At 74.2% G+C, this 24,274-nt stretch carries 25 protein-coding genes; 9 read left to right on the forward strand and 16 right to left on the reverse strand.

All coding sequences use genetic code 11. The features are described 5' to 3' along the window. Positions 1-17: 17 nt before the first annotated feature. From Ani05nite_RS09665 to Ani05nite_RS09720, 12 genes are all read right to left on the reverse strand, one after another. Positions 18-752 (reverse strand): dienelactone hydrolase family protein, encoded by a 735-nt coding sequence (locus Ani05nite_RS09665; RefSeq protein ID WP_203766930.1) that lies wholly within the window; start codon positions 750-752, stop codon positions 18-20. A 53-nt stretch (positions 753-805) separates the two neighbouring features. Beyond that, a complete protein-coding gene (locus Ani05nite_RS09670) occupies positions 806-1,552 on the reverse strand; it encodes an SDR family oxidoreductase (protein WP_239129561.1) in 747 nt (248 codons plus the stop codon). Between the two features lies 1 nt (position 1,553). Beyond that, positions 1,554-2,021, reverse strand: a complete 468-nt coding sequence (locus tag Ani05nite_RS09675) for a mycothiol transferase (protein ID WP_203766931.1) — start codon at positions 2,019-2,021, stop codon at positions 1,554-1,556. Then, positions 2,018-2,314 carry a putative quinol monooxygenase gene (locus Ani05nite_RS09680; protein WP_203766932.1) on the reverse strand — a complete coding sequence of 99 codons (297 nt, stop codon included), beginning with the start codon at positions 2,312-2,314 and terminating at the stop codon, positions 2,018-2,020. Before Ani05nite_RS09680 ends, Ani05nite_RS09675 begins: the two co-directional genes overlap by 4 nt. Positions 2,315-2,436: 122 nt before the next feature. Next, positions 2,437-3,843, reverse strand: a complete 1,407-nt coding sequence (locus tag Ani05nite_RS09685; RefSeq protein WP_203766933.1) for a M20/M25/M40 family metallo-hydrolase — start codon at positions 3,841-3,843, stop codon at positions 2,437-2,439. A 124-nt stretch (positions 3,844-3,967) separates the two neighbouring features. After that, a complete protein-coding gene (locus Ani05nite_RS09690) occupies positions 3,968-4,969 on the reverse strand; it encodes a serine hydrolase (protein WP_203766934.1) in 1,002 nt (333 codons plus the stop codon). Positions 4,970-5,024: 55 nt separating this feature from the next. After that, a complete protein-coding gene (locus Ani05nite_RS09695) occupies positions 5,025-5,669 on the reverse strand; it encodes a response regulator (RefSeq protein WP_203766935.1) in 645 nt (214 codons plus the stop codon). A gap of 50 nt (positions 5,670-5,719) precedes the next feature. Then, positions 5,720-7,051: a sensor histidine kinase gene (locus Ani05nite_RS09700; protein WP_203766937.1), complete on the reverse strand. Its 1,332-nt coding sequence runs from the start codon at positions 7,049-7,051 to the stop codon at positions 5,720-5,722. Beyond that, positions 7,051-8,370, reverse strand: a complete 1,320-nt coding sequence (locus Ani05nite_RS09705; RefSeq protein ID WP_203766938.1) for an FtsX-like permease family protein — start codon at positions 8,368-8,370, stop codon at positions 7,051-7,053. The genes Ani05nite_RS09700 and Ani05nite_RS09705 overlap by 1 nt, the downstream gene beginning before the upstream one ends. After that, the gene (locus Ani05nite_RS09710; RefSeq protein ID WP_203766939.1) at positions 8,367-9,089 is read right to left on the reverse strand and encodes an ABC transporter ATP-binding protein; all 723 of its coding nucleotides are present in this window, start codon (positions 9,087-9,089) and stop codon (positions 8,367-8,369) included. Before Ani05nite_RS09710 ends, Ani05nite_RS09705 begins: the two co-directional genes overlap by 4 nt. Positions 9,090-9,177: 88 nt before the next feature. Then, entirely contained in the window at positions 9,178-9,753 is a 576-nt protein-coding gene (locus Ani05nite_RS09715) for a hypothetical protein (RefSeq protein ID WP_203766940.1), read from the reverse strand. 48 nt (positions 9,754-9,801) lie between these two features. After that, complete coding sequence (locus tag Ani05nite_RS09720; RefSeq protein ID WP_239129562.1) at positions 9,802-10,467, reverse strand: SanA/YdcF family protein; 666 nt, start codon at positions 10,465-10,467, stop codon at positions 9,802-9,804. 62 nt (positions 10,468-10,529) lie between these two features. Here Ani05nite_RS09720 and Ani05nite_RS09725 point away from each other — a divergent pair, with 62 nt between their 5' ends. Further along, on the forward strand, positions 10,530-11,249 hold the full coding sequence (locus Ani05nite_RS09725; protein ID WP_239129563.1) for a GNAT family N-acetyltransferase: 720 nt from the start codon (positions 10,530-10,532) through the stop codon (positions 11,247-11,249). Here Ani05nite_RS09725 and Ani05nite_RS09730 read toward each other — a convergent pair. The 3 genes from Ani05nite_RS09730 to Ani05nite_RS09740 form a co-directional block, all read right to left on the reverse strand. Beyond that, positions 11,242-12,087, reverse strand: a complete 846-nt coding sequence (locus Ani05nite_RS09730; RefSeq protein WP_203766942.1) for an NAD-dependent epimerase/dehydratase family protein — start codon at positions 12,085-12,087, stop codon at positions 11,242-11,244. The genes Ani05nite_RS09725 and Ani05nite_RS09730 overlap by 8 nt on opposite strands. A gap of 73 nt (positions 12,088-12,160) precedes the next feature. Next, positions 12,161-14,443: an exo-beta-d-1,3/1,6-glucosidase gene (locus Ani05nite_RS09735; protein WP_203766943.1), complete on the reverse strand. Its 2,283-nt coding sequence runs from the start codon at positions 14,441-14,443 to the stop codon at positions 12,161-12,163. 195 nt (positions 14,444-14,638) lie between these two features. Next, on the reverse strand, positions 14,639-15,130 hold the full coding sequence (locus Ani05nite_RS09740; RefSeq protein ID WP_203766945.1) for a hypothetical protein: 492 nt from the start codon (positions 15,128-15,130) through the stop codon (positions 14,639-14,641). A 215-nt stretch (positions 15,131-15,345) separates the two neighbouring features. Here Ani05nite_RS09740 and argC point away from each other — a divergent pair, with 215 nt between their 5' ends. From argC to Ani05nite_RS09780, 8 genes are all read left to right on the forward strand, one after another. Beyond that, on the forward strand, positions 15,346-16,347 hold the full coding sequence (argC, locus tag Ani05nite_RS09745) for an N-acetyl-gamma-glutamyl-phosphate reductase (RefSeq protein ID WP_203766946.1): 1,002 nt from the start codon (positions 15,346-15,348) through the stop codon (positions 16,345-16,347). Further along, positions 16,344-17,516: a bifunctional glutamate N-acetyltransferase/amino-acid acetyltransferase ArgJ gene (argJ, locus tag Ani05nite_RS09750; protein WP_203766947.1), complete on the forward strand. Its 1,173-nt coding sequence runs from the start codon at positions 16,344-16,346 to the stop codon at positions 17,514-17,516. The genes argC and argJ overlap by 4 nt, the downstream gene beginning before the upstream one ends. After that, a complete protein-coding gene (argB, locus tag Ani05nite_RS09755) occupies positions 17,513-18,379 on the forward strand; it encodes an acetylglutamate kinase (RefSeq protein ID WP_203766948.1) in 867 nt (288 codons plus the stop codon). Before argJ ends, argB begins: the two co-directional genes overlap by 4 nt. After that, on the forward strand, positions 18,376-19,533 hold the full coding sequence (locus Ani05nite_RS09760; RefSeq protein ID WP_203766949.1) for an acetylornithine transaminase: 1,158 nt from the start codon (positions 18,376-18,378) through the stop codon (positions 19,531-19,533). The genes argB and Ani05nite_RS09760 overlap by 4 nt, the downstream gene beginning before the upstream one ends. Next, positions 19,530-20,453: an ornithine carbamoyltransferase gene (gene argF / locus Ani05nite_RS09765; RefSeq protein WP_203766950.1), complete on the forward strand. Its 924-nt coding sequence runs from the start codon at positions 19,530-19,532 to the stop codon at positions 20,451-20,453. The genes Ani05nite_RS09760 and argF overlap by 4 nt, the downstream gene beginning before the upstream one ends. Beyond that, entirely contained in the window at positions 20,450-20,947 is a 498-nt protein-coding gene (locus Ani05nite_RS09770) for an arginine repressor (RefSeq protein ID WP_203766952.1), read from the forward strand. The genes argF and Ani05nite_RS09770 overlap by 4 nt, the downstream gene beginning before the upstream one ends. Before the next feature lie 85 nt (positions 20,948-21,032). Beyond that, positions 21,033-21,908 (forward strand): hypothetical protein, encoded by an 876-nt coding sequence (locus Ani05nite_RS09775; RefSeq protein ID WP_203766953.1) that lies wholly within the window; start codon positions 21,033-21,035, stop codon positions 21,906-21,908. A gap of 12 nt (positions 21,909-21,920) precedes the next feature. Beyond that, positions 21,921-23,165, forward strand: coding sequence for an argininosuccinate synthase (locus Ani05nite_RS09780; protein WP_203766954.1), 1,245 nt, complete (start codon positions 21,921-21,923; stop codon positions 23,163-23,165). Positions 23,166-23,167: 2 nt separating this feature from the next. Here the strand turns inward: Ani05nite_RS09780 and dapE are convergent, their stop codons facing one another. After that, positions 23,168-24,235, reverse strand: coding sequence for a succinyl-diaminopimelate desuccinylase (dapE, locus tag Ani05nite_RS09785; protein WP_203766955.1), 1,068 nt, complete (start codon positions 24,233-24,235; stop codon positions 23,168-23,170). Between the last annotated feature and the right edge of the window lie 39 nt (positions 24,236-24,274).

Genomic DNA, 24,274 nt, shown 5'->3' on the forward strand with positions numbered 1-24,274 from the left:
CCGCGGGGCGTCGCCGCTCACCTCTCGGTCAGGAACGAGACTGCCTCGGTCAGCGCGTGGTCGGTGAGGACCGGGTCGTGCCGGGCGCCGACGTCCCGCATGAACGCGTGCTCGCCGCCGGCGTACACGTGCAGCTCCAGGTCCTCCTGCCCGGCGGCGTACAGGGCGCTCACGATCCGCAGCCGGGCGTCGGCGGGCACGTGCGGGTCCCGCGACCCGAACACGATCATCAGCCGCCCGGCGATGTCGGCGGCCCGGGCGAGCGACCCCGCGTCGGCGTCGGCGCCGAGGGCGCCGTTGTGCAGCCCGGTCGGGTAGAAACACACCGTGGCCGCGACCCGGGGGTCGAAGGCGGCCCGGAACGCGAGGTGGCCGCCGAGGCAGAAGCCGGTCGCGAACAACGTCGTGACGTCGCTGCGCCCGGCGAGGTGGTCCAGGACGGCGGCGCGGTCCTCGTCGAACTGGGCGGTCGTGGTGGCGGCCGCGCCGGCCAGGCCGGCCTGCTTGCCCGCGTCGTCGAACTCCAGCGCGACGCCGGCCAGGTCGGTCCGGGGGTAGATCTCCGGCGCGCAGACCACGAAACCGGCCGAGGCCAGCCGCCGGGCGGTGCGCAGGGTGGACTCGGTCAGCTGGAAGATGTCGGTGTAGAGCAGCAGGCCCGGCCAGGGACCGGCGCCGGCCGGGCTGATCACCATCGCGCGGATCTCGTAGCCGGACGCCGGCACGCGAACCTCGTCCTCACGCAGCTTCATGCCGAGTGACCCTACTCAACCGGTCCCGGCCGGGCTGTCGTCCCGGCCGCCGCTCAGTCGATGGTGTGGCCGCCGTTGACGGTCAGGCGCTCGCCGGTCATGAAGCGGGACGCGTCGCTCGCCACGAACGCCACCACGTCCGCGATGTCCTCCGGCCGGCCCAGCCGGCCCAGTGGCACGTCCCGCACGTAGCCCGCGCTGTCCTCGGCCGTCACGACGCCGTGGCGTTCCACCGGGATCCAGCCCGGCGCCACCACGTTCACCGTGATGCCGTGGACTCCCAGCTCCCGCGCCCAGGTACGGGCCAGGCCGAGCTGGGCGCCCTTGGCCGCGTTGTAGGCCGACGCGCCCGGCAGCGCGCGCTCGAAGGAGTCCGAGCCGATGTGGATGAAACGGCCGGTGCCCAGCCCCCGCATGCCCGCGGCGGTGGCCTGCAGCAGCAGGGTCGGGCTCTTGACGAAGAAGACCAGCTGGTCGAGGTGGGCCGCCCAGGAGACCTCGGTGGCCGGCGCGAGCGGCTGCGGCCCGGTCGCGTTGGCCACCACCACCTGCACCGGGCCCAGGTCGGCGGCGACCGCGGCCACCATCGCCGGCACCTCCGCCTCGTCGGTGACGTCCGCCCGGTACGCGGCCGCCCGCCCGCCCGCCGCGACGATCGCGGCGACGACCGCCTCGGCGCCGGCGCTGTCCGAGCGGTAGTTCACCGCGACCGGCCAGCCGTCGGCCGCCAGGCGCCGGGCGATGTGGGCGCCCAGCCCCCGTGAGGCACCGGTGACCAGGGCGCTGCCCGCGATCGTCAACTCATTCTCCCGTCGTGCCGTCGAGCAGTTCCCGGACCGCGTCGGCGTGCCCCGCGTGCCGGGCGGTCTCGTTGATCAGGTGGATGAGGACGAAGCGTAGATCGGTGCCGTCGCCGGTCCGCGCCGGCGTGGCCGGGTCTCCCAGCTGGCGGACCGCGGCGTCGGTGGCGGCGGCGCGCTCCCGGTACGCCGCGAGCGCGGCCGCGATGGTCAGCTCCGGGCCGGGGAGGTACTCGTCGTCGGTCTTGCCGGTCGGCCGGCCCAGCATCGCGCCGTCGATCCAGCGCCACTCGACGTGGGTGAGGTGGTTGACCAGGCCCAGCAGCGGCAGCAGCCGGCCCTCGGGTCGCCAGCGGGCCTGCTCGTCGGTGAGGCCGCCGGCCTTGCGCAGCACGGCCCCGCGCAGGAAGGCCAGCCAGCGCAGGTGCAGCTCGAGCTCGTCGGGCGTGCCGGTGGGGAAGCCGGTCACAGGAGCCCACCGGCGACGGTGAGCTCCTGCCCGGTGAACTCGCCGGTCAGCATCGGCATGGCCCGCGCGATCGCCGCCCGGGTCCCGGGCAGCTGCAGCGAGGCGTCGTGGTGCTCCTTGCTCTCCCACACCTCGTTGACCCAGATCAGCTCCGGGTCGGTGTCCGACACGCCGACCACGTAGAGCCGGCAGCCGGCCCCGCGCAGGCCGTCGACCCCGCCGAGCAGGATCTGCACGACCTCGTCGCGGCGGCCCGCCTTGGTGCGCATGGTCGCCAGGTAGCCGTACGTCACGTGCTCCTCCTCGCCGGGCCCGGGTCACCCGCCGGGCGGGCTGTTCCCGGCCCCGGCGACATTACGCCGGACGGCGTCCCGACGTCGGAGGGGCACCGGGACGGCGGCCGCGCCGCCGCGGGTCAGCTCGCCGGCAGGGGCGCCGCCACGGGGCTGCGGTGCCCGTCGCGGTCCACCGCGCGCACCCCGAAGAAGACGTTGTCCTTCGACAGGTCGATCGTCACCGTGGTCACGTCCCCGACCGCCAGCACGTTCGTCCAGTCCGGCGCCGTCGTCTCGCGCCAGACCACCTCGTAGCCGGCCAGGTCGGCGCTGGTGCCGCGCTGCCAGCGCAGCGTCGTCTCGTTGGTCAGCTGCGTCGTGTCGATGACCACGCCCTTGGGGGTGCCGGGGGCCTGGGCCAGCGACCACAGCGCCGCCGCGTTCACCCGGGTCACCCGGGCGATGTAGCGGAAGTCGCAGAACTCCACCAGGTCGCCGTACTGGACGCCGTTCTCCACGCGGACGTTCTGGTGCTCGTGGGCGAAGTTCTCCCGGGGCTCGGTCAGGCGCGCGGCCGGGTAGCCGCGGAGCAGGAACGAGATGTGGTCGCTGCCGCGCAGGTAGCGGTCGCGGCGCCAGATGACCCGTACCCTCATGCCGGTCTGCGGGTTCTCCGCGACGTCGTGGACGAAGCGGCCGAGCTGGCGCGACGGGCCGTCGTTCTCCCCGCCGACCGACTTGCGGACGGTCGCCTCGGCGGCCGTCTCGGCGGTGGGCACACCCTCCACGAACAGCCGTACCGTGCGCGGGTCGCCGGCCGTGCCGTCGTGGGCGTCGCCGGTGCCGACGATGTCGTTGCTGAACATGGCCTGCACGTCGGTGCCGGCGTCCTTGAACTGCTGAGCCAGGTGGTCGGAGCCGTACAGGCCCTGCTCCTCGCCCGCGACGGCGGCGAACACGATGGTGGCCTCGGTGTGCCGGGTCGCCATCACTCGGGCCAGCTCCATGATCGCCGCCACCCCGGACGCGTCGTCGTCGGCGCCGGGCGCGTCGCTGGTGGCGTCCAGGACGTCGGAGGCCCGGGAGTCGTAGTGGCCGGTGACCACGTACACCCGGCCGGGGTCGGTGTCGCCGCGCAGCGTGGCTACGACGTTGGTGATCCGGGTCGGCGTCGGGATCCGCGGGGACACCGGCTGGATGAACGACTGCAGCTCGACGGTCATCCGGCCGCCGGAGGCCGCCGCGTACGTGCGCAGCTGCTCGTGGATCCAGTCCCGGGCCGCGCCGATGCCGCGCACCGGGTCGTCCTGGGCCGACAGGGTGTGCCGGGTGCCGAACGCGGCGAGCCGAGTCACGATGGCGCCGATCCGGTTCGGGTCGATCTCGCGCAGCAACGCCCGCAGCTGCCGGTCGGGTGACTGTTTGTGCAGGCCGTGGCCGGTGGCATGGGCCGCGCGCGCGCCGAGGACCGGGGTCGCTGCGACGGCTGCGGAGGCCGCCAGGAACGCGCGCCGCGACGGGATGAGCTTCTCGCGGTGATCCGTCATACCCCAGCATCGTCGTCCACCCGGGCCGAGATGTCCACGTTCATCGATGCCAGATGTCGGCCGGGACCCCGGCCGGGACGCGCCGCCCGGCGCGCCCCGGCCGCGAGCGCGGCGCCGGGACGGCTCAGCCGCCGCTGACCGGGTGGAACGGCTTCGGCAGGGTGCGCGGCACCGCGGTGCGGGCCGTCGTCGCAGGGGCGGCCGGCAGGTTGTCGAACATGGTGCGGCCGATCTTGGCGTGGGCCTGCACCGCCGGGTGGGTCGCGCCGTAGTTCTCGGGGTCGCCCAGACCCTCGGCGAACATCGCGTAGGTCAGCAGCGGCGCCCCGTCCGCGCTGAACATGATGCCGGCCTCGTGCCGGGACTCGCCCAGGTCGTTGAAGTCCGCGCCGTACTTCGTGGCCACCCGCTCGCGCTCCTTGGAGGACATCACCCGGCGGACCCCGTCGTGGTAGCCGTTGATCCAGCGGGTGATGCTCAGCAGGAAGTCGCACGACTCCGGCTTGAGCAGCGTCTTGGTCGCCAGCCGCCACAGCAGGTCGTGCATCTCCCGCGGGGTCGTCGTGCCCAGGAAGAAGCGGTTCGGGTTGGCCACCGGCTCGACCCGGGTGTGCACGAAGCCCTTGGCGGCCAGGATCTCGTTGATCTCCAGCGCCGGCGCCACCCGGCCGCACATGCGCACGGCCGTGTTGTCGGAGACCAGCAGCATCGCGGTCAGGAAGTTGGCCACGGTGATCTCGTCGCCCCACACCCGGTGCAGGTGGTAGATGCCCGAGCCGCCCAGGATGATGTCGGCCTGGAGGTCCAGCTTGGTGCCCAGGGTCAGCAGGCCCCGGTCGATCTTGTCCATGACCGCGGTCGCCACCGCGAGCTTCTGCACGCTGTAGCCGTACGTGACGTGGTCGGCGTCGTCCTCGACGATCGGCTTGAGCGCGCCGGTCGCGTCCACGGCGGCGATGTGGGTGTGCCACAGGCCGCCGACCTTGGCCTTCTCCTTCTCGTAGACCTTCTTGATGCTCGCCGGGCCGGCCGCCGCGGCCTGGGCGGGGGTGCTCACGCCGACCCCCGCGACCGCTGCGGCGGCGCCGAGACCGAGTGCCGAACGGCGGGACATGCTGGTTGACATCGTTCTCCCTCAATGGACGGACGGTGGACCACGCGGCAAGGTACACCACGCCCGCTCATGACCGGAGGTACCGCAGCACGGCCAGCACCCGGCGGTGGTCGGTGCGCGCCGGCGGCAGGTCGAGCTTGGTGAAGATGGCCGTGACGTGCTTCTCGACGCTGCGTTCGACCAGGTGCAGGGCCTCGGCGACGGCCACGTTGGAGCGTCCCTCGGCGAGCAGGGCGAGGATCTCGCGCTCCCGGTCGCTGAGCCGGGCCAGGCCGGCGTCGACCGCCGGCGCGGCGAGCAGCTGCCGCACCACCTCCGGGTCCAGGGCCGTGCCGCCGTCGGCCACCCGCCGCAGCGCCCCGACGAACTCGCCGGTGCTGACGATCCGGTCCTTGAGCAGGTAGCCCACCCGGCCCGCGTTCTCGGAGAGCAACTGCCGCGCGTAGCCGGTCTCGACCCACTGGGAGAAGACCAGGACCCCGACCCCCGGGTACGCCGACCGGATGGTCAGCGCCGCCCGCAGCCCCTCGTCGGTGAACGTGGGTGGCATCCGCACGTCCACGATCGCGGCGTCGGGCGGATCGGCGGCGACGGCGGCGAGCAGCCCGGCGGCGTCGGGAACCGCGCCCGTCACCTCGATGCCCTGCTCGGCCAGCAGCAGCGCGATGCCGTCGCGCAGCAGCGCGTTGTCCTCGGCGATCACCACACGCACGGTCGGCCTCCGATCGCCGGGGTCGTCGGGTGCGGGCGGCCCATCCGGCGTCACGCCCGCTCGGGAAGGATCATGGTTACGGTGGTCGGCCCGCCGGCGGGGGAGTCGACGGTCAGCGAGCCGTCCAGCGCGGTGGCCCGCCGCGCCAGCCCGGCCAGCCCGGTGCCCGTGGACGGTGCGGCCGCCCCCGGCCCGGCCACCGCGGGGCCGGCCGGTGCGGAGCCGGAGGTGAGCAGCGCTGCGCCGCCCTGGCCGTCGTCGGTCACGGTCAGGCGCAGGCAGCCGTTCCCGCCGCGCAGGTCGACCCGGACCCGGGTGGCGTCCGCGTGCCGGGCGATGTTGGTCAGCAGCTCCGCCACCGCGAAGTACAGCGCCGAGGCCGTCGCGTCCGGGGGCCGGGCGGCCAGGGACACCGTCACCGACGCGGGCACGGCGCTGCGCGCGGCCAGGGTGGTCAGCGCCACCTCGAGGCCGTCGTCCAGCGCCGGCGGGTGCATGCCGCGGACGATGTCCCGCAACTCGGCCAGCGCCTCGGTGACGGTGCCCCGGGCGTCCGCCGCGAGCGCGCGGACCGGCTCCTGGGTGCTGCGGCTCTCGATCCGGGACAGGGTCAGGCCGAGCGCGACCAGCCGGGCCTGCGTGCCGTCGTGCAGGTCGCGTTCGACGCGGCGCAGCAGGGCCGCCGCGTCCGACCGCAGGGCGGCCCGGCCCGCCTCCAGCTCGGCGATGCGCTGCTGGGACCGGCTCGGGTGCAGCAGCCCCCGGACCAGGAAGCGGTCGAGCAGCACCACCAGCCGCAGCCACCAGGGGGTCGCGAGCAGCAGCGCCAGCCCCTGCAGCGCGATCCACCAGGTGTGGCCCCAGGTGTCGCTGTCGAACGCGCGGAAGCCGTCCGGCAGCAGCCACCACCACAGCGGATAGGTCAGGCCCAGCGGGGCGAGCACCACGCCGAGCACACCCGGGTACGCCCCGGCGACCATGAGCGGCCAGCGCGCGAAGCAGTAGGCCAGGGCGCGCCACGCCGTGGGGTCGCCCGGCAGCGCGCGGATCCGTCCCCACCGGCCGCGGGCCGGCAGCGGGGGCGGGTCGCCCCAGTCCCAGCCCAGCATCGCGCGGGCCGGGCCGCGGAAGTAGCCGGGGGTGAGCCGGGCCAGGGCCAGCACCCCGACCAGCAGGGGCAGGCCGACAGTCAGCACCGACGCGGCGGCGGCGACGGTGCCGACCACGGCCAGGACGAAGGCGGGCAGGCCGATGAGGACCCCGGAGACCAGGTACGCCAGCTCCCGCCAGGTGCGGCCGGTCAGCCACGCCCTCAGCACGATCACCACCAAGCCCCCGGCCCGGGGCGCCCCGGCGATTGCCGGCCGGGTGCGGGGGCCCATCAGGAGACCACCTCGATGGGCGGGCGCCGCAGCGCGAGCGCGGCGGGCAGGGCGGTGCCGGCCAGGACCAGGGCCGTGCTGCCCAGGACGCCGGTGAGCAGCCAGCCCACCGGCATCCAGGGCCGCCAGGTGCCCAGCGCGGTGTGCAGCAACGGCAGGGTCGTCGTCGCGGCCACCGCCGCGCTGACCGCCAGCGCGGTTCCGCTCACCAGCAGAGCCTCGCAGACGACGACGGCCAGCGCGCGCCGCCGGGTCGCCCCGGCGAGCTGCGTGACCGCCAGGTCCCGGCGCCGGCCCAGCACCACGGTCACCAGCGTGTTGACCGCGGCCACCGCCGCGAAGGCGACGTAGACCGACGTGCCGGAATACTCCAGCCACCGTTCGGCGGCGGCCGGGGCGGCGCCGGTCTCGTGCTCGAACGTCTTCAGCATGATCACCTTGACCCCCGTGAAGGCGATCGCCAGGGTGAGCGGCACCAGCGCCCCGGACAGCGCCCGGGCCTGGACCGCGACGGTGTCGCCGGCCAGCCGGCCGGTGTCGCCGAGCCGCCGGCCCACCAGCGCGGTCACCCGGAGCAGGGCCGGGCCGAGCAGGCCGGCGCCGACGCACAGCGCGAGCATGACGAACAGGCCCAGCGCGTCGGCGGTCTCCGCGTCCAGCCGGGCGATGGCGGCGGAGAGCACGCTGCCGCCGGTCACCAGGACCAGGCCGGCCGTCGTGCGCAGGCCGCCGACCCCCCGCGGGGGCGCCGCCGCCTCGGCGAGCGCCGCCGCGGGCCGGACCCGCGACGGCCGGATCGCCGCGACCAGCGCCCCGGCCACCGAGGCGCCGACGGTGGCGGCCAGCGCGATAGGCAGGGCGGCCGGGTGCGGGTGGAAGGTCACCGCGGCCGGGGCCAGGCCGCGCGTGACCACGCCGTCGATCCAGGCCCGGCCACCGAGGGCGCCCAGCGGGACCCCGAGCAGCGTCGCGGGCACCGCGACGAGCGCCGCCTGCGCCGCCACCGAGCGGCGGACCCGGCCGGGGGTGGCGCCGAGCGCCCGCACCAGGGCGATGTCGCGGGCCTGCTGGGCGACCGTGGCCACCATGGTCACGCCGACGATGACGACGGTCAGGTAGATCGCGAGCGTGACGAAGACGACCGCGATGTCGGTGAGGCCGGTGTCGGTCACGGCCCGCCGGGCCGCGGCGCCCAACGGGGCCCGGTCGATCGAGGTGAGGATGCCGAGCCCGGCGGCCACCAGCGCGGCGGCCAGCAGCTGGGTGCAGAACGGGCCGAGGAACGACCACGGATTGCGCCGCAGCGCCTGCCGGATCATGCCGCCACCGCCGTCGACACGGCCCGCAGCCGGTCGGCGATGGCCGGCGCGTCCGGGGTGGCCGCGTCCGCGGCCACCGTGCCGGCGCGCAGCAGGACGAGCCGGTCGCTCCAGGCCGCCGCGGCCGGATCGTGGGTCACCATGAGCACGGTCACCCCGTCCCGGTCGACGGCGCGGCGCAGCAGGCCGAGGATCTGGCCGCCGGTGGTTGGGTCGAGCGCCCCCGTGGGCTCGTCCGCGAAGATCACCGAGGGGCCGGTGACCAGCGCCCGGGCGATCGCCACGCGCTGACGCTGCCCGCCGGACAGCTCGCCCACCGGCCGCGGGCCCGTGTCCGGGAGGCCGACGGCCGCCAACACCTCGTCGATGCCGCGCCGGCGCGGCCCGCCGAGCCGGGCGGGCAGCGCGAGGTTCTGCCGCACGGTCAGCTCGGAGAGCAGGTTGTAGGACTGGAAGACGAAGCCGACCCGGTCGCGCCGCCACCGGGTGAGCGGCCGCTCGCGCAGCCGGCTGATCTCGCGGCCGGCCAGCCGCACCGAGCCGGAGCTGGGCCGGTCCAGACCGGCGGCGCAGTGCAGCAGCGTGCTCTTGCCCGAGCCCGTCGCTCCCATGACCGCGACGAACTCGCCGGCGGCCACGGTCAGCGACACCTCTCGCAGCGCCACGATCCCCCGCGGGAAGACCCGCGCCACGTCCCTGAGCTCCAGCACCGGTTCCATGCCGATCAGCCTGCCCGCCGGGCGCCCCGGCGGCAGCGGGGCTGGCTGGTGTCCGTGGGTGCGGATAACCGCACCCCGGGCGTGGGCACTACGGCAGGAACTGCTCCTCGATCCTGGTCACCTCGCCCTTCTTGACGGTGAACCAGAACAGGGTGCCGTTCAGCAGGGTCCCGTAGTGTTTCGGGATCGCGGCCACCGTGATGGTGTCCTCGGTGCCCGGTCCGGCCTTCCCGACCGCCTTCACCACGACGTCCGGGGAGAGCGGCAGCTTCCGCAGCTTGGTGTTGTCGTTGACGATGAAGTAGTCGTTGTCGGGGGTGTCCTGCCCCGAGTCGGGGTACTTCTTCTGCCACGCCTTGGCGGCGGCCTCGCCGGTGAGGAATTCCACCAGGTCCATGGAGACCGCGTCGCTGCTCACCTTCTTGAGGTAGCCGGGCCAGCGGCCGTCGGCCAGCAGCGGAGCGGGCGGGGCCGAGGGCGTCGCGGCCGGGGTCGCGGTGGCCGCGGTGGGCGCGGGGCCGTCACCGAACTCGGCCGTGGCGACGGGCGCGGCGGCCGGCGGGGCCGCGGCCTTGTCGGGCGACTGCTGGGAGCAGGCGGTGAGGGTGAGCACGGAGACCGCGAGGCCGGTGACGGCGAGCAGTCTGGGCAGTCGTGACGGCATGAGCAGAACATCGCACACCCGCGCCACCCCTCGGGGGCGGGACCGGTCCTAGCTGTTCAGGGCCGCCTCGACGCCCGGCTCGAGCGGGCCGAGGAAGACCGGGTCGCGCCGGGACACCACGTCGGCGAGGGCCTTGACCACCGCGCCGCGCTCGCGCACCACGCTGTGGAGCCACGGCTCGCGGTAGACGCGGACGGTGTCGTCGCCCACCCCGGTCGCGTCGACGCCCAGCCGCCGGCACAGGGCCACCGCGCGGTCGATGTGGTAGCTCTGGGTCACCACGATGGCCGCGCCGACCCCGAACACCCGGCGGGCCCGGGCACACGAGTCGTACGTGTCGAAGCCCGCGTGGTCCAGCACGATCCGCTGGCTCGGCACGCCCCGGTCGACCAGCCACTGGAACATCGCCCCGGGCTCGTTGTAGCCCCAGTCCATGTGGTCGCCGGAGACCAGGATGGCGCGGACCTTGCCGGCGGCCAGCAACTGCCGGGCGATCTCCAGCCGCGCCGCCAGGAACGGTGACGGTTCGCCGCCGGGATACACCTCGGCGCCGAGCACCAGCGCCACCGGGGCGGCGGGCACGGACGCCACGCTGTGGACGCGGCCGTGGGCCTCCGCGCGGACCCAGAGGTCGCCGACCGCCATGGCCAGGACCGCCGCCGCCGCACTGAGCGCGCCGGCCACGACGGCGCGCCGGAACCAGATCCTGATCATGCGGTCACCATGCCAGCAGCCGTCAAGCGGGCCGCCGCGCGGGCGCGGCATGATGGTCGGTGATGATCACCTTGAACCGCATCGCCCCCGACGACGATCCGTTGCTGCTCTGGACCGCCCAGGACATGGCCACCGGGGCCCGGGCCTGGGCGCTCGGCGACGCCGCCGCCGTGGCCTGCCGGGACGTGTGCCGCCGCGACCGCCTGGCGCTGCGGGGCAGCCCGCCGGACGCCGCCGAGCTGCTGCGCCGGATCCGGGGGCAGGTGGCCGGCTTCCACCCGGTGGCGGACGTCGCTCTGATCGACGCGCTGGTGGAACGGGTGGACGGGCTGGCGCCGGTGGCCCGGTTCGGGTGGATGGACACGACCGGCCCGGCGCCGCTCCCGGCGCGCGCGGACCCGGCGCCGCGCTGGCTCACCGACGCCGAGCTGCCCGAGGTCGCCGCGCTGCTGGACGCGGAGCATCCCGGCTCGTGGGCGCGCCCCGGCGGTTCCGGCGTGCGGCGCTGGGCCGGCCTGCGCGACGCCGCCGGGGTGGTGCAGGCCGTGGCGGCCGACGCGTGGTCCGTACCGGAGATCGGTTTCGTCGCCGGGGTGGCGACCCGGGTCCGCGCCCGCGGGCGGGGCCTGGGCGCCACGCTGTGCGCGTTTCTCACCGGCGAGCTGATCACGGGCCGGAGCCGGGTGGCGCTGCTGGTCGACCGCGACAACGGCGCGGCGATCCGGACCTACGAGAAGCTGGGCTACCGGATGCGCCCGATCGCGGCGGCCCGGTTCAGCTGACGGCGTCGCGCCAGCTGTGCTCGGGCTCGTAGCCCAGCAGGCGCCGGGCCTTGTCGATCGAGAGCAGCGTCTCGTGCTCCCCGAGCTCCTTGGTCACCGGTACGCCGGGAAACACCTCCGCCGCCAGCGACGCGCTGGACCGGCTCATCACCGTGTCGGCGTTGGCGATGACGAAGACCTCCACGCCGGGGGTGTTGTACGCCAGCGCCCTGCGCACCGCCTGCGCGCCGTCCCGGGCGTCGATGTAGCCCCACAGGTTCCAGCTGCGGCTGCGCGGGTCCGCGTCGAACGACGGGAACTCGGCGTAGTCCTCGGGGTCCATGACGTTGGAGAACCGCAGCCCGGTCATCGTCAGCTCGGGGTTCCACCGGCAGAACTGCGCCGCCATCGTCTCCTCGAGGTGTTTGACCAGCGAGTACGTCGACTCGGGGCGGGCCGGGTAGGCCTCGTCCACCGGGATGTACGGCGGCGGCGTGGTGAACGGCAGCCCGAGCACGGTCTCGCTGGAGGCCCACACGACGTTCGTGATGCCGGCCAGCCGCGCCGCGGAGAACACGTTGTACGTGGCGGTGATGTTGTTGTGGAAGGTCGCCGCGTTCGGGATGAGTCCCGGCGCGGGGATCGCCGCCAGGTGCACCACCGCGTCGATCCTGTCGTAGCGGTCGTCGATGGCGGTCAGCGCCTCGACGGTCTGCCCGTAGTCGGTCAGATCGATCTTGAGGGCGGGGCGCGGGGCGGCGACGTCGAGGTTGACCACCTCGTTGCCGTGCGCGGTCAGGTCCGCGACCACCGCCCGTCCCAGCTTGCCGCTTCCGCCGGTCACCGCGATCCGGGTCATGTCAGTCCTCTCGGGTGTGCTGCTCCGCCCCCCAGGATTGCCGATCATCGCCGGGCCCGCTGGGTGACGGGGGTCAGCCGATCCGGAAGCGGGCGCTCAGCAGGCTGCCGGGGCGCGAGTTCGGGCCGACCAGCAGGTCGAACTCGCCGGGCTCGACCACCCGGCGGGCGTCGGCGGTGACCAGGGAGCAGTCGGCCGCGGCGAGCTGGAGGTCGACCGTCACGCTCGTCCCGGCGGGCACCGCCACCTGCCGGTACGCCTTGAGCTCGCGCGCCGCCCAGGTGACGCTGGTGACCAGGTCGCTGATGTAGACCTGCACGGTCTCCAGCGCCGGCCGGCTGCCCGTGTTGGTGAGCCGGACGCTGGCCCGGACCGTGCCGTCCGGGGCCACCCGGGGCTCGGCGATCGTCAGGTCGGCGTACTCGACGGTGGTGTAGCTCAGGCCCTCGCCGAAGGCGAACAGCGGGTCCTGGGTCAGGTCCGCGTAGCGGGTGCCGTGCTGGCCGCGGATCTGGTTGTAGTAGACCGGCTGCTGGCCGACGTGCCGGGCCGCCGACAGCGGCATCCGCCCGGTCGGCTCGATCAGCCCGAGCAGCAGCTCGGCCAGCGCCCGGCCGCCGCGCATGCCGGGGTTGAACGCCTGCACGACGGCGGCCGAGGCCAGCGCGGAGGGCGGCAGCGCGGCCGGCTTGGAGTTCAGCAGCACGAGCACCACCGGGGTGTCCAGCTCGGCCAGCGCGTCCAGCAGCGCGATCTGGCCGCCCTGCAGCTCCAGCGTGGCGGTGGACCGGCTCTCGCCGGTCAGCGCGACCGTGTCGCCGACCACCACGACCGCGTAGTCGGCGGCCCGGGCCGCGGCGACGGCCTCGGCGATCATCGCGGGGTCGGCGGTGGCCGGCTCGGAGATCGGCGGCCGGGGCTGCCCGTCCGGGTACGTGGCGCCGGCCGGGTCCGGCACCAGCCGCTCGATCTCGGCGCCGCGCGCGGTGGTGATCGTCCAGTCGGCCGGGGCGACCGCCCGGAAGCCGTCGAGCACGGTCTCGATCAGCTCGCGGGGCTGGCCGTCGGGCATCCAGTCGACCTGGCCGGAGGCGCCGGCCCAGTCGCCGAGCTGGGACTGCGGCGCGTCCGCGTTCGGGCCGATCACGGCGACGGTCCGCGCGGCGCCGGCGCTCGTGGCGCGGCCGTCGCGGCCGGCGGTCAGCCCGCCGGCCAGCGGCAGCGTGCCGTCGTTGCGCAGCAGCACCAGCGAGCGGCGGGCGATCTCCAGGTTGAGCGCGGCGTGCTCGGCGTGCCCGATCACCGCGGCCTGCCGCTCGGCGTCGGGGGCGCGCGGGTTCTCGAACAGCCCGAGCTCGAACTTGAGCCGCAGGATCCGCCGGACCGCGGCGTCGATCTCGGCCTCGGCCAGGCGGCCCTGCTCCACGGCGGCCTGCGCCCCCTCGAAGAAGCCCGGGGTGGTCATGACCAGGTCGTTGCCCGCCCGGACGGCCTGCGCGGCGGCGTCGACCAGGTCGGCGCAGACCTTCTGCTCCCACACCATCCGGCCGACGTTGTCCCAGTCGGTGACCAGCGTGCCGGTGAAGCCCCACTCCTGCTTGAGGACGTCGTTGAGCAGCCAGCGGTTGAGCGTGATGGGCACGCCGTCCATCGACTGGTAGCCGAGCATGAAGGTGGCGCAGCCCTCACGGGCCACCCGCTCGAACGGCGGCAGGAACCAGGAGCGCAGCTTGCGCGGGCTCAGGTCGGCCTCGCTGGCGTCCCGCCCGCCCTGGGTCTCGGAGTAGCCGGCGAAGTGCTTCGCCGAGGCCAGCACGGCGGTCGGGTCGGTCAGCCCGTCGCCCTGGTAGCCGCGGACCATCGCCGACCCCAGCTCGCCGATGAGGTACGGGTCCTCGCCGAACGTCTCGTCCACCCGGCCCCAGCGCAGGTCCCGGGTGATGCACAGCACGGGGGAGAAGGTCCAGTGGATGCCGGTCGCGGAGACCTCGATCGCGGTGACCCGGGCGACCCGCTCGACCAGGGCCGCGTCCCAGCTGGCGGCCATGGCGAGCTGGGTCGGGAACACCGTGGCGCCGGGCCAGAAGCCGTGGCCGTGGATGCAGTCCTCGGCGGTGATCAGCGGGATGCCGAGCCGGGTGTTCGCGGCCAGGTCGATGGCCTCGAGCATGCGCTCCGGGGAGGCGTGCAGGATGGAGCCGGCCAGCCGCGTGCTGACCGCGTCCTTGAGGTTGCCCCGGGCGTCCAGCTGCAGCATCTGACCGATCTTCTCGGCCAGGGTCATCCGGCCCAGCAGGTCCTCGACACGCCGTTCGACGGCGAGCGAGGGATCACGGTACGGGTCCGCAGGGGCCACGAGATTTCCTCCGAAACGCAACACATCGGTAAGCGTCGGAAGTGTCGCACAGCCCGGAACCGGTACCGGGGACCGCAGGGGTCGGATCTTCGGTCAACCGGTACCGGAACCGCGCAGGCGTCCTGGGTGGCCTCCTCGCGCCGGGCCGGGGGGTGGCGTGCCCGGCCCGCACGGCCACCGCGCCGCTGACCGCCGTCAGTACGCCGGGCAGATCCGCGCGCGCACCACGTCGAGGATGCGGGCCGCCTCGGCCTCGCCGAACCCGTCCGGGTGCCCGGGAGCGGCGAACCGCCGGCCGGTCTCGCGCACGAGGGCGGGTCGGTCCCCGGGATGCTGCCGGATGCTGCGGCACTGGAGCAGGCCGCGGTCGACGAGCGTGCGGAGGTCGGCGGCGCCGACGATGGCCGGGTCGATCCGGCGCAGGTCGGCGACGTAAGCCTCCGCGGCGGCGCGGTCCGGTGGGGCCGGCGCGCCGGGCGGTGGCGCTCCGGGTGGCGGCGGGGCGCCCGGCGGGAGGGCGGCGCCGGCCGGGGGCGGGGCCCCGGGTGGTGGCGGGCCCCCGGGCGGTGGTGAGGCGCCGGGTGGAGGGCCGGCGGGCGGCGGTGGGCCGGCGGGGGATGCGGCGGCGCAGCCGCCCGCGAGGGTGGCCAGGATCAGGCCGGCGACCAGGACGGGACGTGCTCCCACGGCTGCCTCCCCGGGGACGTGGGCGATCCCGCCACGGTAGCGACCGGCCCGCACCGCTGGCCGCACCACCGGTGCGGGCAGTTCCTGCTCCGCGACGGCTTGGTCGGTCACGCCGGGAGGTCCGCGACCTGATCGGGTGACCGCCTCACCATTCGAGGTTGCCGGATGGCTATGCGCGTTGATACGGTCCTCTGCATAGTCATGCGGAGGTAAGTATGGGAATCAGGGTCGCTGTCGCCGGGGCGAGCGGGTACGCCGGGGGCGAGCTGCTGCGCCTGATCGCCGGGCACCCCGAGCTCGACCTGGTCGCCGCCACGGCCCACAGCCAGGCGGGCACGCCGGTGGCCGCCGTACACCCGCAGCTCACCGGCCTGGACCTGGTCCTCGGCGCGACCGACGCGGCGACGCTGGCCGACGCCGACCTGGTCTTCCTGGCCCTGCCGCACGGGCAGTCGGCCGCGCTGGCCGCCCAGCTGCCCGCCGGGGTCAAGATCGTCGACCTCGGCGCCGACTTCCGGCTGCACGACGCCGACGCCTGGGGCCGGTACTACGGCGGCACGCACGCCGGCACCTGGACGTACGGCCTGCCGGAGCTGCCCGGGCACCGGGCGGCCATCGCCGCCAGCGACCGGGTGGCCAACACCGGCTGCTACGCGGCCACCATCGCCCTGGCCCTGGCCCCGCTCATCGCCGCCGGGGCCGCCGATCCCGCCGACGTGGTGGTGGTCGCCTCCTCGGGCACCTCCGGCGCCGGCCGCGCGGCCAAGGTCAGCCTGCTGGCCAGCGAGGTGCTGGGCGACCTTTCGCCCTACAAGGTCGGCGCGCACCAGCACGTTCCCGAGATCAAGCAGGCGACCGGGGCGACCTCGCTGTCGATGACGCCGGTGCTCGCGCCGATGCCGCGCGGCATCCTCGCCACCGTCACCGCCCGCCCGCTCGGCGACGCCGACCCGCGCGCGGTGCTCCAGGCGGCCTACGCCGACGAGCCGTTCGTGCACGTGCTGCCGGCCGGCGCCTGGCCGCACACCGCGGCCACGGCCGGCTCCAACTCGTGCCACCTGCAGGCCACCCTCGACGTCGACTCCGGCCGGATCGTCGTCGTCAGCGCCCTGGACAACCTCGGCAAGGGCGCCGCGGGCCAGGCCGTGCAATGCGCCAACCTCATGCTCGGCCTGCCGGAGACCGCGGGCCTGAAGGTATTCGGAGTCGCACCGTGACCGTCACCACCCCCAAGGGCTTCCGGGCCAGCGGCGTCGCCGCCGGGCTCAAGAGCGGCGGCGGCCTCGACGTCGCGCTCGTCGTCAACGACGGGCCGGACACCACCGTGGCCGGCGTCTTCACCGCCAACCGGGTCAAGGCCGCCCCCGTGCTGTGGAGCCAGCAGATCCTCAAGGGCGGGATCGTGCGCGCCGTGGTGCTCAACTCGGGCGGCGCCAACGCCTGCACCGGCAGCCAGGGCTTCCGCGACACCCACGCCACCGCCGAGCACACCGCCGCCGCGCTGCGCGGCGGGCCCAAGCCGCTGCTGGTCGGCGCCGGTGACGTCGCGGTCTGCTCGACCGGCCTGATCGGCGAGCTGCTGCCCATGGACAAGCTGCTGCCCGGGGTGAGCGCCGCGGTCAAGACGCTGCGGCCCGACGGCGGCGCGGCCGCCGCGAGCGCCATCATGACCACCGACACGGTGGCCAAGAACGCGGTCGCGCACGGCGCGGGCTGGTCGGTCGGCGGCATGGCCAAGGGCGCCGGGATGCTCGCCCCGGCCCTGGCCACCATGCTGGTCGTGCTCACCACCGACGCGGTGGCCGGCTCCGAGGCGCTGGACACCGCGCTGCGCGAGGCCACCCGGCTGACCTTCGACCGCATCGACGCCGACGGCTGCATGTCCACCAACGACACGGTGCTGCTGCTGGCCAGCGGCGCCTCCGACGTGCAGCCCACGCAGGAGGAGCTGACCGCCGCGGTCACCGCCGTCTGCGCGGACCTGGCGCACCAGCTGATCAACGACGCCGAGGGCGCCACCAAGCACATCGCCATCGAGGTGCTGGGCGCCGCCAGCGAGGCCGACGCGGTGCAGGTCGGCCGCACGGTCGCCCGCAACAACCTGGTCAAGACGGCGCTGTTCGGCAACGACCCGAACTGGGGGCGGATCCTCGCCGCGGTCGGCACCACGGACGCCGCGTTCGTGCCGGACCGCATCGACGTGGCCGTCAACGGCGTGTGGGTGTGCCGGGGCGGCGCCGCCGCGGAGGACCGCTCCAAGGTGGACCTGAAGGGCCGCGACGTGACCATCACCGTGCACCTGCACGAGGGCGAGATGAGCGCCACCATCCGCACCACCGACCTGTCCCACGCGTACGTGCACGAGAACTCGGCGTACTCCTCGTGAACGCCTCCGACAAGGCCGCCATCCTCATCGAGGCCCTGCCCTGGCTGGAGCGGTTCCACGGCACCACCGTCGTGATCAAGTACGGCGGCAACGCGATGATCGACCCCGAGCTGCAGCGGGCCTTCGCCGCCGACATGGTGTTCCTGCGCTACGCCGGGATCAGGCCGGTCGTGGTGCACGGCGGCGGACCCCAGATCTCGGCGATGCTCGGCCGGCTGGGCATCGCCAGCGAGTTCCGCGGCGGCCTGCGGGTCACCACCGCGGAGGCGATGGACGTGGTCCGGATGGTCCTGGTCGGCCAGGTGGGCCGCGAGCTGGTCGGGCTGATCAACGAGCACGGGCCCTTCGCCGTCGGCCTGTCCGGCGAGGACGCCCGGCTGTTCACCGCCGTGCGCCGGCCCGCGGTCGTCGACGGCGAGCCGGTCGACATCGGCCGGGTCGGCGACGTCGCGGCGGTCGACACCTCGGCCGTGGACGACCTGATCGCCGCCGGGCGCATCCCGGTCGTGGCGAGCGTGGCCCCCGACGCCGACGGCGTGGTGCACAACGTCAACGCCGACACCGCCGCGGCCGCCCTGGCCGTCGCGCTCGGCGCCCGCAAGCTGGTCGTGCTCACCGACGTGCCCGGCCTCTACACCAACTGGCCCGACACCTCGTCGCTCACCTCGCAGATCGACACCGACGCCCTGGAGAAGCTGCTGCCCGGCCTCCAGTCCGGCATGGCGCCGAAGATGGAGGCGTGCCTGCGGGCGGTGCAGGGCGGTGTCCCGGCCGCGCACGTGGTCGACGGCCGCGTCCCGCACTCCACACTGCTCGAAGTGTTCACCTCGGAAGGATTCGGCACGATGGTGACTTCCTCATGACCTCGTTCCGCGACCGGTGGTCGCAGAGCATGATGAACAACTACGGCACGCCGTCGCTGGGCCTGGTCAGCGGCTCCGGCGCCGTCGTGGTCGGTGAGGACGGCAAGGAGTACGTCGACCTGCTCGGCGGCATCGCCGTCAACGCCCTGGGCCACGCCCACCCGGCCGTCGTCGCCGCCGTCTCCCAGCAGGTCGCCACGCTGGGCCACGTCTCCAACCTGTACATCGCCGAGCCGCCGCTGGCCCTGGCCGAGCTGCTGCTGGCCCTGGCCGGCCGCCCCGGCAAGGTCATCTTCGGCAACTCGGGGGCCGAGGCCAACGAGGCGGCGTTCAAGCTGTCCCGGCTCACCGGCCGCACCCAAGTGGTCGCCGCCGAGGGCGGCTTCCACGGCCGCACGATGGGCGCGCTCGCGCTGACCGGCCAGCCCGGCAAGCGCGAGCCGTTCCGGCCGCTGCCCGGCGAGGTCACCCACGTCCCGTACGGCGACAGCGAGGCGCTGCGGGCGGCCGTCACCACGGAGACGGCCATGGTCGTCCTGGAGCCGATCCAGGGCGAGATGGGCGTGGTCGTCCCGCCGCCCGGCTACCTGGCCGCGGCCCGGGAGATCTGCACGGCCGCCGGCGCCCTGCTGGTGCTCGACGAGGTGCAGACCGGCATCGGGCGCACCGGGCACTGGTTCCACCACCAGAGCGAGGGCGTCGAACCCGATGTGATCACGCTGGCCAAGGGGCTCGGCGGCGGCCTGCCGCTGGGCGCGTGCATCGCCTTCGGCGCGGCCGCCGACCTGTTCCAGCCCGGCTCGCACGGCACCACCTTCGGGGGCAACCCGGTCAGCTGCGCCGCCGGGCTGGCGGTCATCCGGACCATCGCCGGCGAGGGCCTGCTGGACCACGTCAAGCGGGTCGGCGAGCTGATCCGGCGCGGCGTCGAGGGGCTGGGCCATCCCACCATCGCCGGGGTGCGCGGCGCCGGGCTGCTGCTGGGCATCGTGCTCACCGAACCGGTCGCGGCCGAGCTGGCCGCGCGGCTGGGCGACGCCGGCTTCCTGGTCAACCCGATCCAGCCGGACGTCATCCGGCTCGCCCCGCCGCTGATCCTGACCACCGAGCAGGCCGAGGCGTTCGTCGCGGCGCTCGGGGAGGTGCTCTCATGACCCGGCACTTCCTGCGCGACGACGACCTGACGCCGGCCGAGCAGGGCGCCGTGCTGGACCTGGCCGCGGCGATGAAGGCGGACCGGTTCGGCTACCGGCCGCTGGCCGGCCCGCGGTCGGTGGCCGTCTTCTTCGACAAGGTGAGCCTGCGGACCCGGCTGTCGTTCGAGACCGGCATCCCCGAGCTGGGCGGCAACGCCATCGTGGTGGACACCCAGGCCACCCACTTCGGCCGCGGCGAGTCGCTGCTGGACGCCGGCCGGGTGGTGTCGCGGTACGTGGCCGCGATCGTGTTCCGCACCTCCGGCGACGAGCGGCTGGCCGAGCTGGCCTCCGACGTGCACGTGCCGGTGGTCAACGCGCTGACCGACGGCTTCCACCCCTGCCAGCTGCTGGCCGACCTGCAGACGATCCGCGAGCGGCTGGGCGGCACGGCCGGGCGCACGCTGACCTACGTGGGCGACGCGGCGAACAACATGGCGCACTCCTACCTGCTGGCCGGGGCGACCGCGGGCCTGCACGTGCGGGTGGCCGGACCGGAGGGCTTCGACCCGGACCCGGCGGTGGTGGCGCGGGCCGCCGAGATCGCGGCCGGCACCGGCGGCTCGGTCCGCGTGCTGCGCGACCCGCGGGAGGCCGCGGCCGGCGCGCACGTGCTGGCCACCGACGCGTGGACGTCCATGGGCATGGAGCACGACGGGATCGACCGGCACACGCCGTTCCGGCCGTACCAGATCAACAAGGACCTGCTGGCCGCGGCCGCGCCCGACGCGATCGTGCTGCACTGCCTGCCGGCGCACCGCGGCGAGGAGATCACCGACGAGGTGATGGACGGCGCCCACAGCGCGGTCTTCGACCAGGCCGAGAACCGCCTGCACGCGCAGAAGGCGCTGCTCGCCTGGCTGCTGGAGCAGCAATGACCGGGCCGGGCACCCGGGCCGCGCGGCACGCGCGCATCGTCGATCTGGTCCGGGACAAGGCGGTGCGGTCGCAGACCGAGCTGGCCGACCTGCTGGCCGTCGATGGCGTCCAGGTCACCCAGGCGACCCTGTCGCGGGACCTGGAGGAGCTGCGGGCGGTCAAGGTCGGCGGGGTCTACGTGATCCCCGAGGACGGCCTGCCCGCGCTGCGCCCGGTGGAGCAGGCCCCGGCCCGGCTCATCCGGCTGCTGCGCGAGCTGCTCAACTCGGTGGACGTCAGCGGCAACCTGGTGGTGCTGCGGGTGCCGCCGGGGGCCGCGCAGTTCCTGGCCAGCGCGCTGGACCGCTCGGGCCTGCCGGACGTGGTCGGCACCATCGCCGGCGACGACACGATCCTCGTGGTGGCGCGCGACTCCGGCGACGGGCCGGGCGCCGCGCTCGCCGAGAAGCTGACGGCCTGGAGCCGGGCCGACCCCGAAGGGAGCACGTCATGATCGACTGCACCGAGCCTCGCTCGGCCGCACCTCGCCCCGGCCCGGACGGCGAGGGCCAGGAGGGCATGACAGAGGAGGCGCAGTCATGACCGCCGTCGAGGCACATTTCCCCGGCTTCGCCGACAACATGCAGAAGCTCGTCGGCCACGGCCTGGAGTTCTACCTGGCGTCCAACGAGTCGCTGCGCCCGTTCCTCAACGAGGCCCCGTACGGCCACAAGCTCACCTGGCTCGACTTCACCGACACCACCGGGGACAAGGGCTGGGACACCGGCGAGTTCCTCAACCTGTTCAACGTGATGAACGGCATCGCGTTCGGCGACCGGGGCATCCCGATGCCGCAGTGGGTGATGGTCGACCTGATCCTGATGCCGTCCGCCGCGGTCATCGCCGCGCTGCCGCAGTCGTCGTTCACCGAGATCCTCGAGACCAGCGCGTTCGACGAGGACGCCAAGCGGCACATGCGGGCCGTCTTCGACAAGGCCAAGCTGAGCTCCTACAACGGGCCGATCCCGATCGCCGGCTACTGCGCGGCGCCCAGCGCGGCCCCGGGCACCTGGGTCGGCTGGTCGCTGTGGTCGCTGTGGACCAGCGTCGGGCTGGGCAAGGCGCTCAAGGCGCTGGCGCTGTCGGCGTACCAGGCGCAGAAGCTGGACGGCGTCACCCAGTACGACAACAGCGCGCTGCGCGTGCACACCCGCTTCGGCCGGCTGCGCGTCATGGTGGCCACCGTGCCGTTCCACACCTCGCCCGGCTCGTTCGTCTACGAGAACGACTTCACCGTGCCGGTCACCGCGCCCGAGCCGGAGCCGACGTTCCTGCTCGACCCGTTCGACTACGAGCGGCAGCGGGCCATGCAGAAGGCCATCGAGCGCCACGAGTCGGTGTTCTACGTGCTCGCCCCCGGTCACCTGGTCCGGGACGGCCGGACCTACGTGCCGATCCTCGAGATCCCCGCCTGATAAGGAAACCTGATGTCCAAGCGCAAGATCGTCCTCGCCTTCTCCGGTGGCCTCGACACGTCGTACGCCCTGGTGTCCCTGCGCGAGCAGGGCTGGGAGGTGCTGACCGCCAACATCGACACCGGCGGCCTGCACAGCGGCGAGGGTGACGTGGTCCGGGCCCGCGCGGAGGAGCTGGGCTCGGCGCGGCACTTCGTCATCGACGCCCGCGAGGAGCTGTACGCCCGCGTGGTCACCTACGCGATCAAGGCGAACTACCTGCGCAACGGCGGCTACCCCTCGTGCGTCGGCGCGGAACGGCTGGTGCAGGCGGAGAAGGTCGTGCAGTGCGCGCTGGACAACGGCGCCGACGCGGTCGCGCACGGCTCCACCGGCGCCGGCGCCGACCACGTGCGATACGACTCGGTGATCCGGGCGCTGGCGCCGCAACTGGAGATCATCACGCCGATCCGCGACGAGCGGCTGACCCGTGAGTTCGAACGCGACTTCCTGCGGCAGCACGGCTTCGAGACCAGCGACAAGGTCACCACGTACTCGATCAACGAGGGCCTGATCGGCACCTCGATCGGCGGCAAGGAGACCTACGGCTCGTGGGACTACCTGCCCGAGGAGGCCTGGGAGAGCACCAGGTCCATCAAGGACGCGCCCGAGGACGGCGTCGAGCTGATCCTGGCCTTCGACAAGGGCGAGGTCACCTCGGCGACCACGCTCGACGGCGCCCCGATCGAGGGCACCGGCCCGGGCACGCCCAACTACGCGATCCTGCGCGCCCTCAACGTGCTGGCCGCCGAGCACGGCGTCGGCCGCGGCATCCACATGGGCTCCACCATGGTCGGCAACCTGGCCCGGGTCGGCTTCGAGGCCCCGGGCATGCTCACGCTGATCGCCGCGCACCGGGAGCTGGAGCGCCTGACGCTGAGCAACCGGCAGCAGGCCACCAAGCTGCAGCTCGGCAACACGTACGGGGACCTGCTGCACGAGGCGGTCTACTACGACCCGATCCTGGACGACTTCCGGGCGTTCCTGGACTCCAGCCAGGCCCGGGTCACCGGCGAGGTGCGGGTACGGCTGCAGAAGGGCAACGTCATCCCCCTCGGCAGCCGCAGCCCGTACAGCCTGCTGGACGCCGCGACCCGCCAGGGCGTGGTCTACGGCTACGGCTCGTCGCTGTGGACCGGCGAGCAGGCCCGCGCCTTCGCCCACATGTACGCCATTCCCGGCGCCATCGCGAAGAACGCGGGTCCGCAGGACAAATGACGTCAGGACAACCAGGCGGTCAGCACCCGCTCGCATTCGCGGATCTCGGCGACGGGGACGTACTCCTCGTCGGTGTGGGCCAGCAGCGGGTCGCCCGGCGCGTAGTTCACGGCCGGGATGCCGAGTTCGGCGAAGCGGGCCACGTCCGTCCAGCCGAACTTCGGCGCCGGCTCCTTGCCGACCACGGCCAGGAACTCGGCCGCCGCGGGCCGGTCGAGGCCGGGGCGCGCCCCCGGCGCCTGGTCGCGGATCTCCAGCTCGTAGCCGGCGAAGACCTCCCGCAGGTACGCGTAGGCCTCGGCGATGCCGCGGTCCGGCGCGAACCGGTGGTTGATGTCGATGACGCACTCGTCGGGCAGCACGTTGCCCGCGATGCCGCCGGAGATGTTCACGGCGTTCAGGCCCTCGTGGTACTGCAGCCCGTCGACCATCGGGCGGCGCGGCTCGTAGGCGTTGAGGATGGCCAGCACGGGGGCGGCGGCGTGGATCGCGTTGACCCCGCGCCAGGCCCGGGCGGTGTGCGCGGCCTTGCCGCGCAGCGTGATCCGCACCCGCATGGTGCCCTGGCAGCCGCCCTCGACCCCGCTGTTGGAGGGCTCGCCGAGGATGGCGAAGTCGCCGGCCAGCCAGTCGGGGTGGTTGCGCACGAGCCGGCCCAGCCCGTTGCGGACCGAGGCGACCTCCTCGTTGTCGTAGCAGACGAAGGTGAGGTCGTGGCGCGGCTCGGTGACGGTCGCGGCGATGCGCAGCTGGGTGGCCAGGCCGGCCTTCATGTCGCAGGTGCCGCGCCCGTGCAGCAGCTGGGCGTCGCCCTCGCCGGTGGTCCAGGTCGGCAGATTATCCTTGATCGGTACCGTGTCCAGGTGCCCGGCCAGGACGATCCGCTTGTCCCGGCCCAGGTTCGTGCGGGCCACCACGGCGTCGCCGTCGCGCAGCACCTCGAGGTGGCCGAGCTTGCGCAGGGAGGCCTCCACGGCGTCCGCGAGCGTGGCCTCGTCCCCGCTCACCGAGGGGATGTCGCAGAGCGCGCGGGTCAGTGAGACAACATCATCGTGCAGGTCGAGCGTCATGGCATCGACCCTATCGTTGGTACCGGGAAACGATTGAAG

It is taken from the genome of Actinoplanes nipponensis (genome assembly GCF_016862275.1).
GTDB classification, from domain to species: Bacteria; Actinomycetota; Actinomycetes; order Mycobacteriales; family Micromonosporaceae; genus Actinoplanes; species Actinoplanes nipponensis.

Excerpts from the sequence above, each read along its gene's own strand:
- Ani05nite_RS09665 (WP_203766930.1), bottom strand. The coding sequence starts at position 752 with ATGAAGCTGCGTGAGGACGAGGTTCGCGTGCCGGCGTCCGGCTACGAG.
- Ani05nite_RS09685 (WP_203766933.1), bottom strand. The coding sequence starts at position 3,843 with ATGACGGATCACCGCGAGAAGCTCATCCCGTCGCGGCGCGCGTTCCTG.
- Ani05nite_RS09690 (WP_203766934.1), bottom strand. The coding sequence starts at position 4,969 with ATGTCAACCAGCATGTCCCGCCGTTCGGCACTCGGTCTCGGCGCCGCC.
- Ani05nite_RS09700 (WP_203766937.1), bottom strand. The coding sequence starts at position 7,051 with ATGGGCCCCCGCACCCGGCCGGCAATCGCCGGGGCGCCCCGGGCCGGG.
- Ani05nite_RS09705 (WP_203766938.1), bottom strand. The coding sequence starts at position 8,370 with ATGATCCGGCAGGCGCTGCGGCGCAATCCGTGGTCGTTCCTCGGCCCG.
- Ani05nite_RS09710 (WP_203766939.1), bottom strand. The coding sequence starts at position 9,089 with ATGGAACCGGTGCTGGAGCTCAGGGACGTGGCGCGGGTCTTCCCGCGG.
- Ani05nite_RS09715 (WP_203766940.1), bottom strand. The coding sequence starts at position 9,753 with ATGCCGTCACGACTGCCCAGACTGCTCGCCGTCACCGGCCTCGCGGTC.
- Ani05nite_RS09720 (WP_239129562.1), bottom strand. The coding sequence starts at position 10,467 with ATGATCAGGATCTGGTTCCGGCGCGCCGTCGTGGCCGGCGCGCTCAGT.
- Ani05nite_RS09725 (WP_239129563.1), top strand. The coding sequence starts at position 10,530 with ATGATCACCTTGAACCGCATCGCCCCCGACGACGATCCGTTGCTGCTC.
- Ani05nite_RS09730 (WP_203766942.1), bottom strand. The coding sequence starts at position 12,087 with ATGACCCGGATCGCGGTGACCGGCGGAAGCGGCAAGCTGGGACGGGCG.
- argC (WP_203766946.1), top strand. The coding sequence starts at position 15,346 with ATGGGAATCAGGGTCGCTGTCGCCGGGGCGAGCGGGTACGCCGGGGGC.
- Ani05nite_RS09760 (WP_203766949.1), top strand. The coding sequence starts at position 18,376 with ATGACCTCGTTCCGCGACCGGTGGTCGCAGAGCATGATGAACAACTAC.
- argF (WP_203766950.1), top strand. The coding sequence starts at position 19,530 with ATGACCCGGCACTTCCTGCGCGACGACGACCTGACGCCGGCCGAGCAG.
- Ani05nite_RS09770 (WP_203766952.1), top strand. The coding sequence starts at position 20,450 with ATGACCGGGCCGGGCACCCGGGCCGCGCGGCACGCGCGCATCGTCGAT.
- Ani05nite_RS09775 (WP_203766953.1), top strand. The coding sequence starts at position 21,033 with ATGACCGCCGTCGAGGCACATTTCCCCGGCTTCGCCGACAACATGCAG.
- Ani05nite_RS09780 (WP_203766954.1), top strand. The coding sequence starts at position 21,921 with ATGTCCAAGCGCAAGATCGTCCTCGCCTTCTCCGGTGGCCTCGACACG.
- dapE (WP_203766955.1), bottom strand. The coding sequence starts at position 24,235 with ATGACGCTCGACCTGCACGATGATGTTGTCTCACTGACCCGCGCGCTC.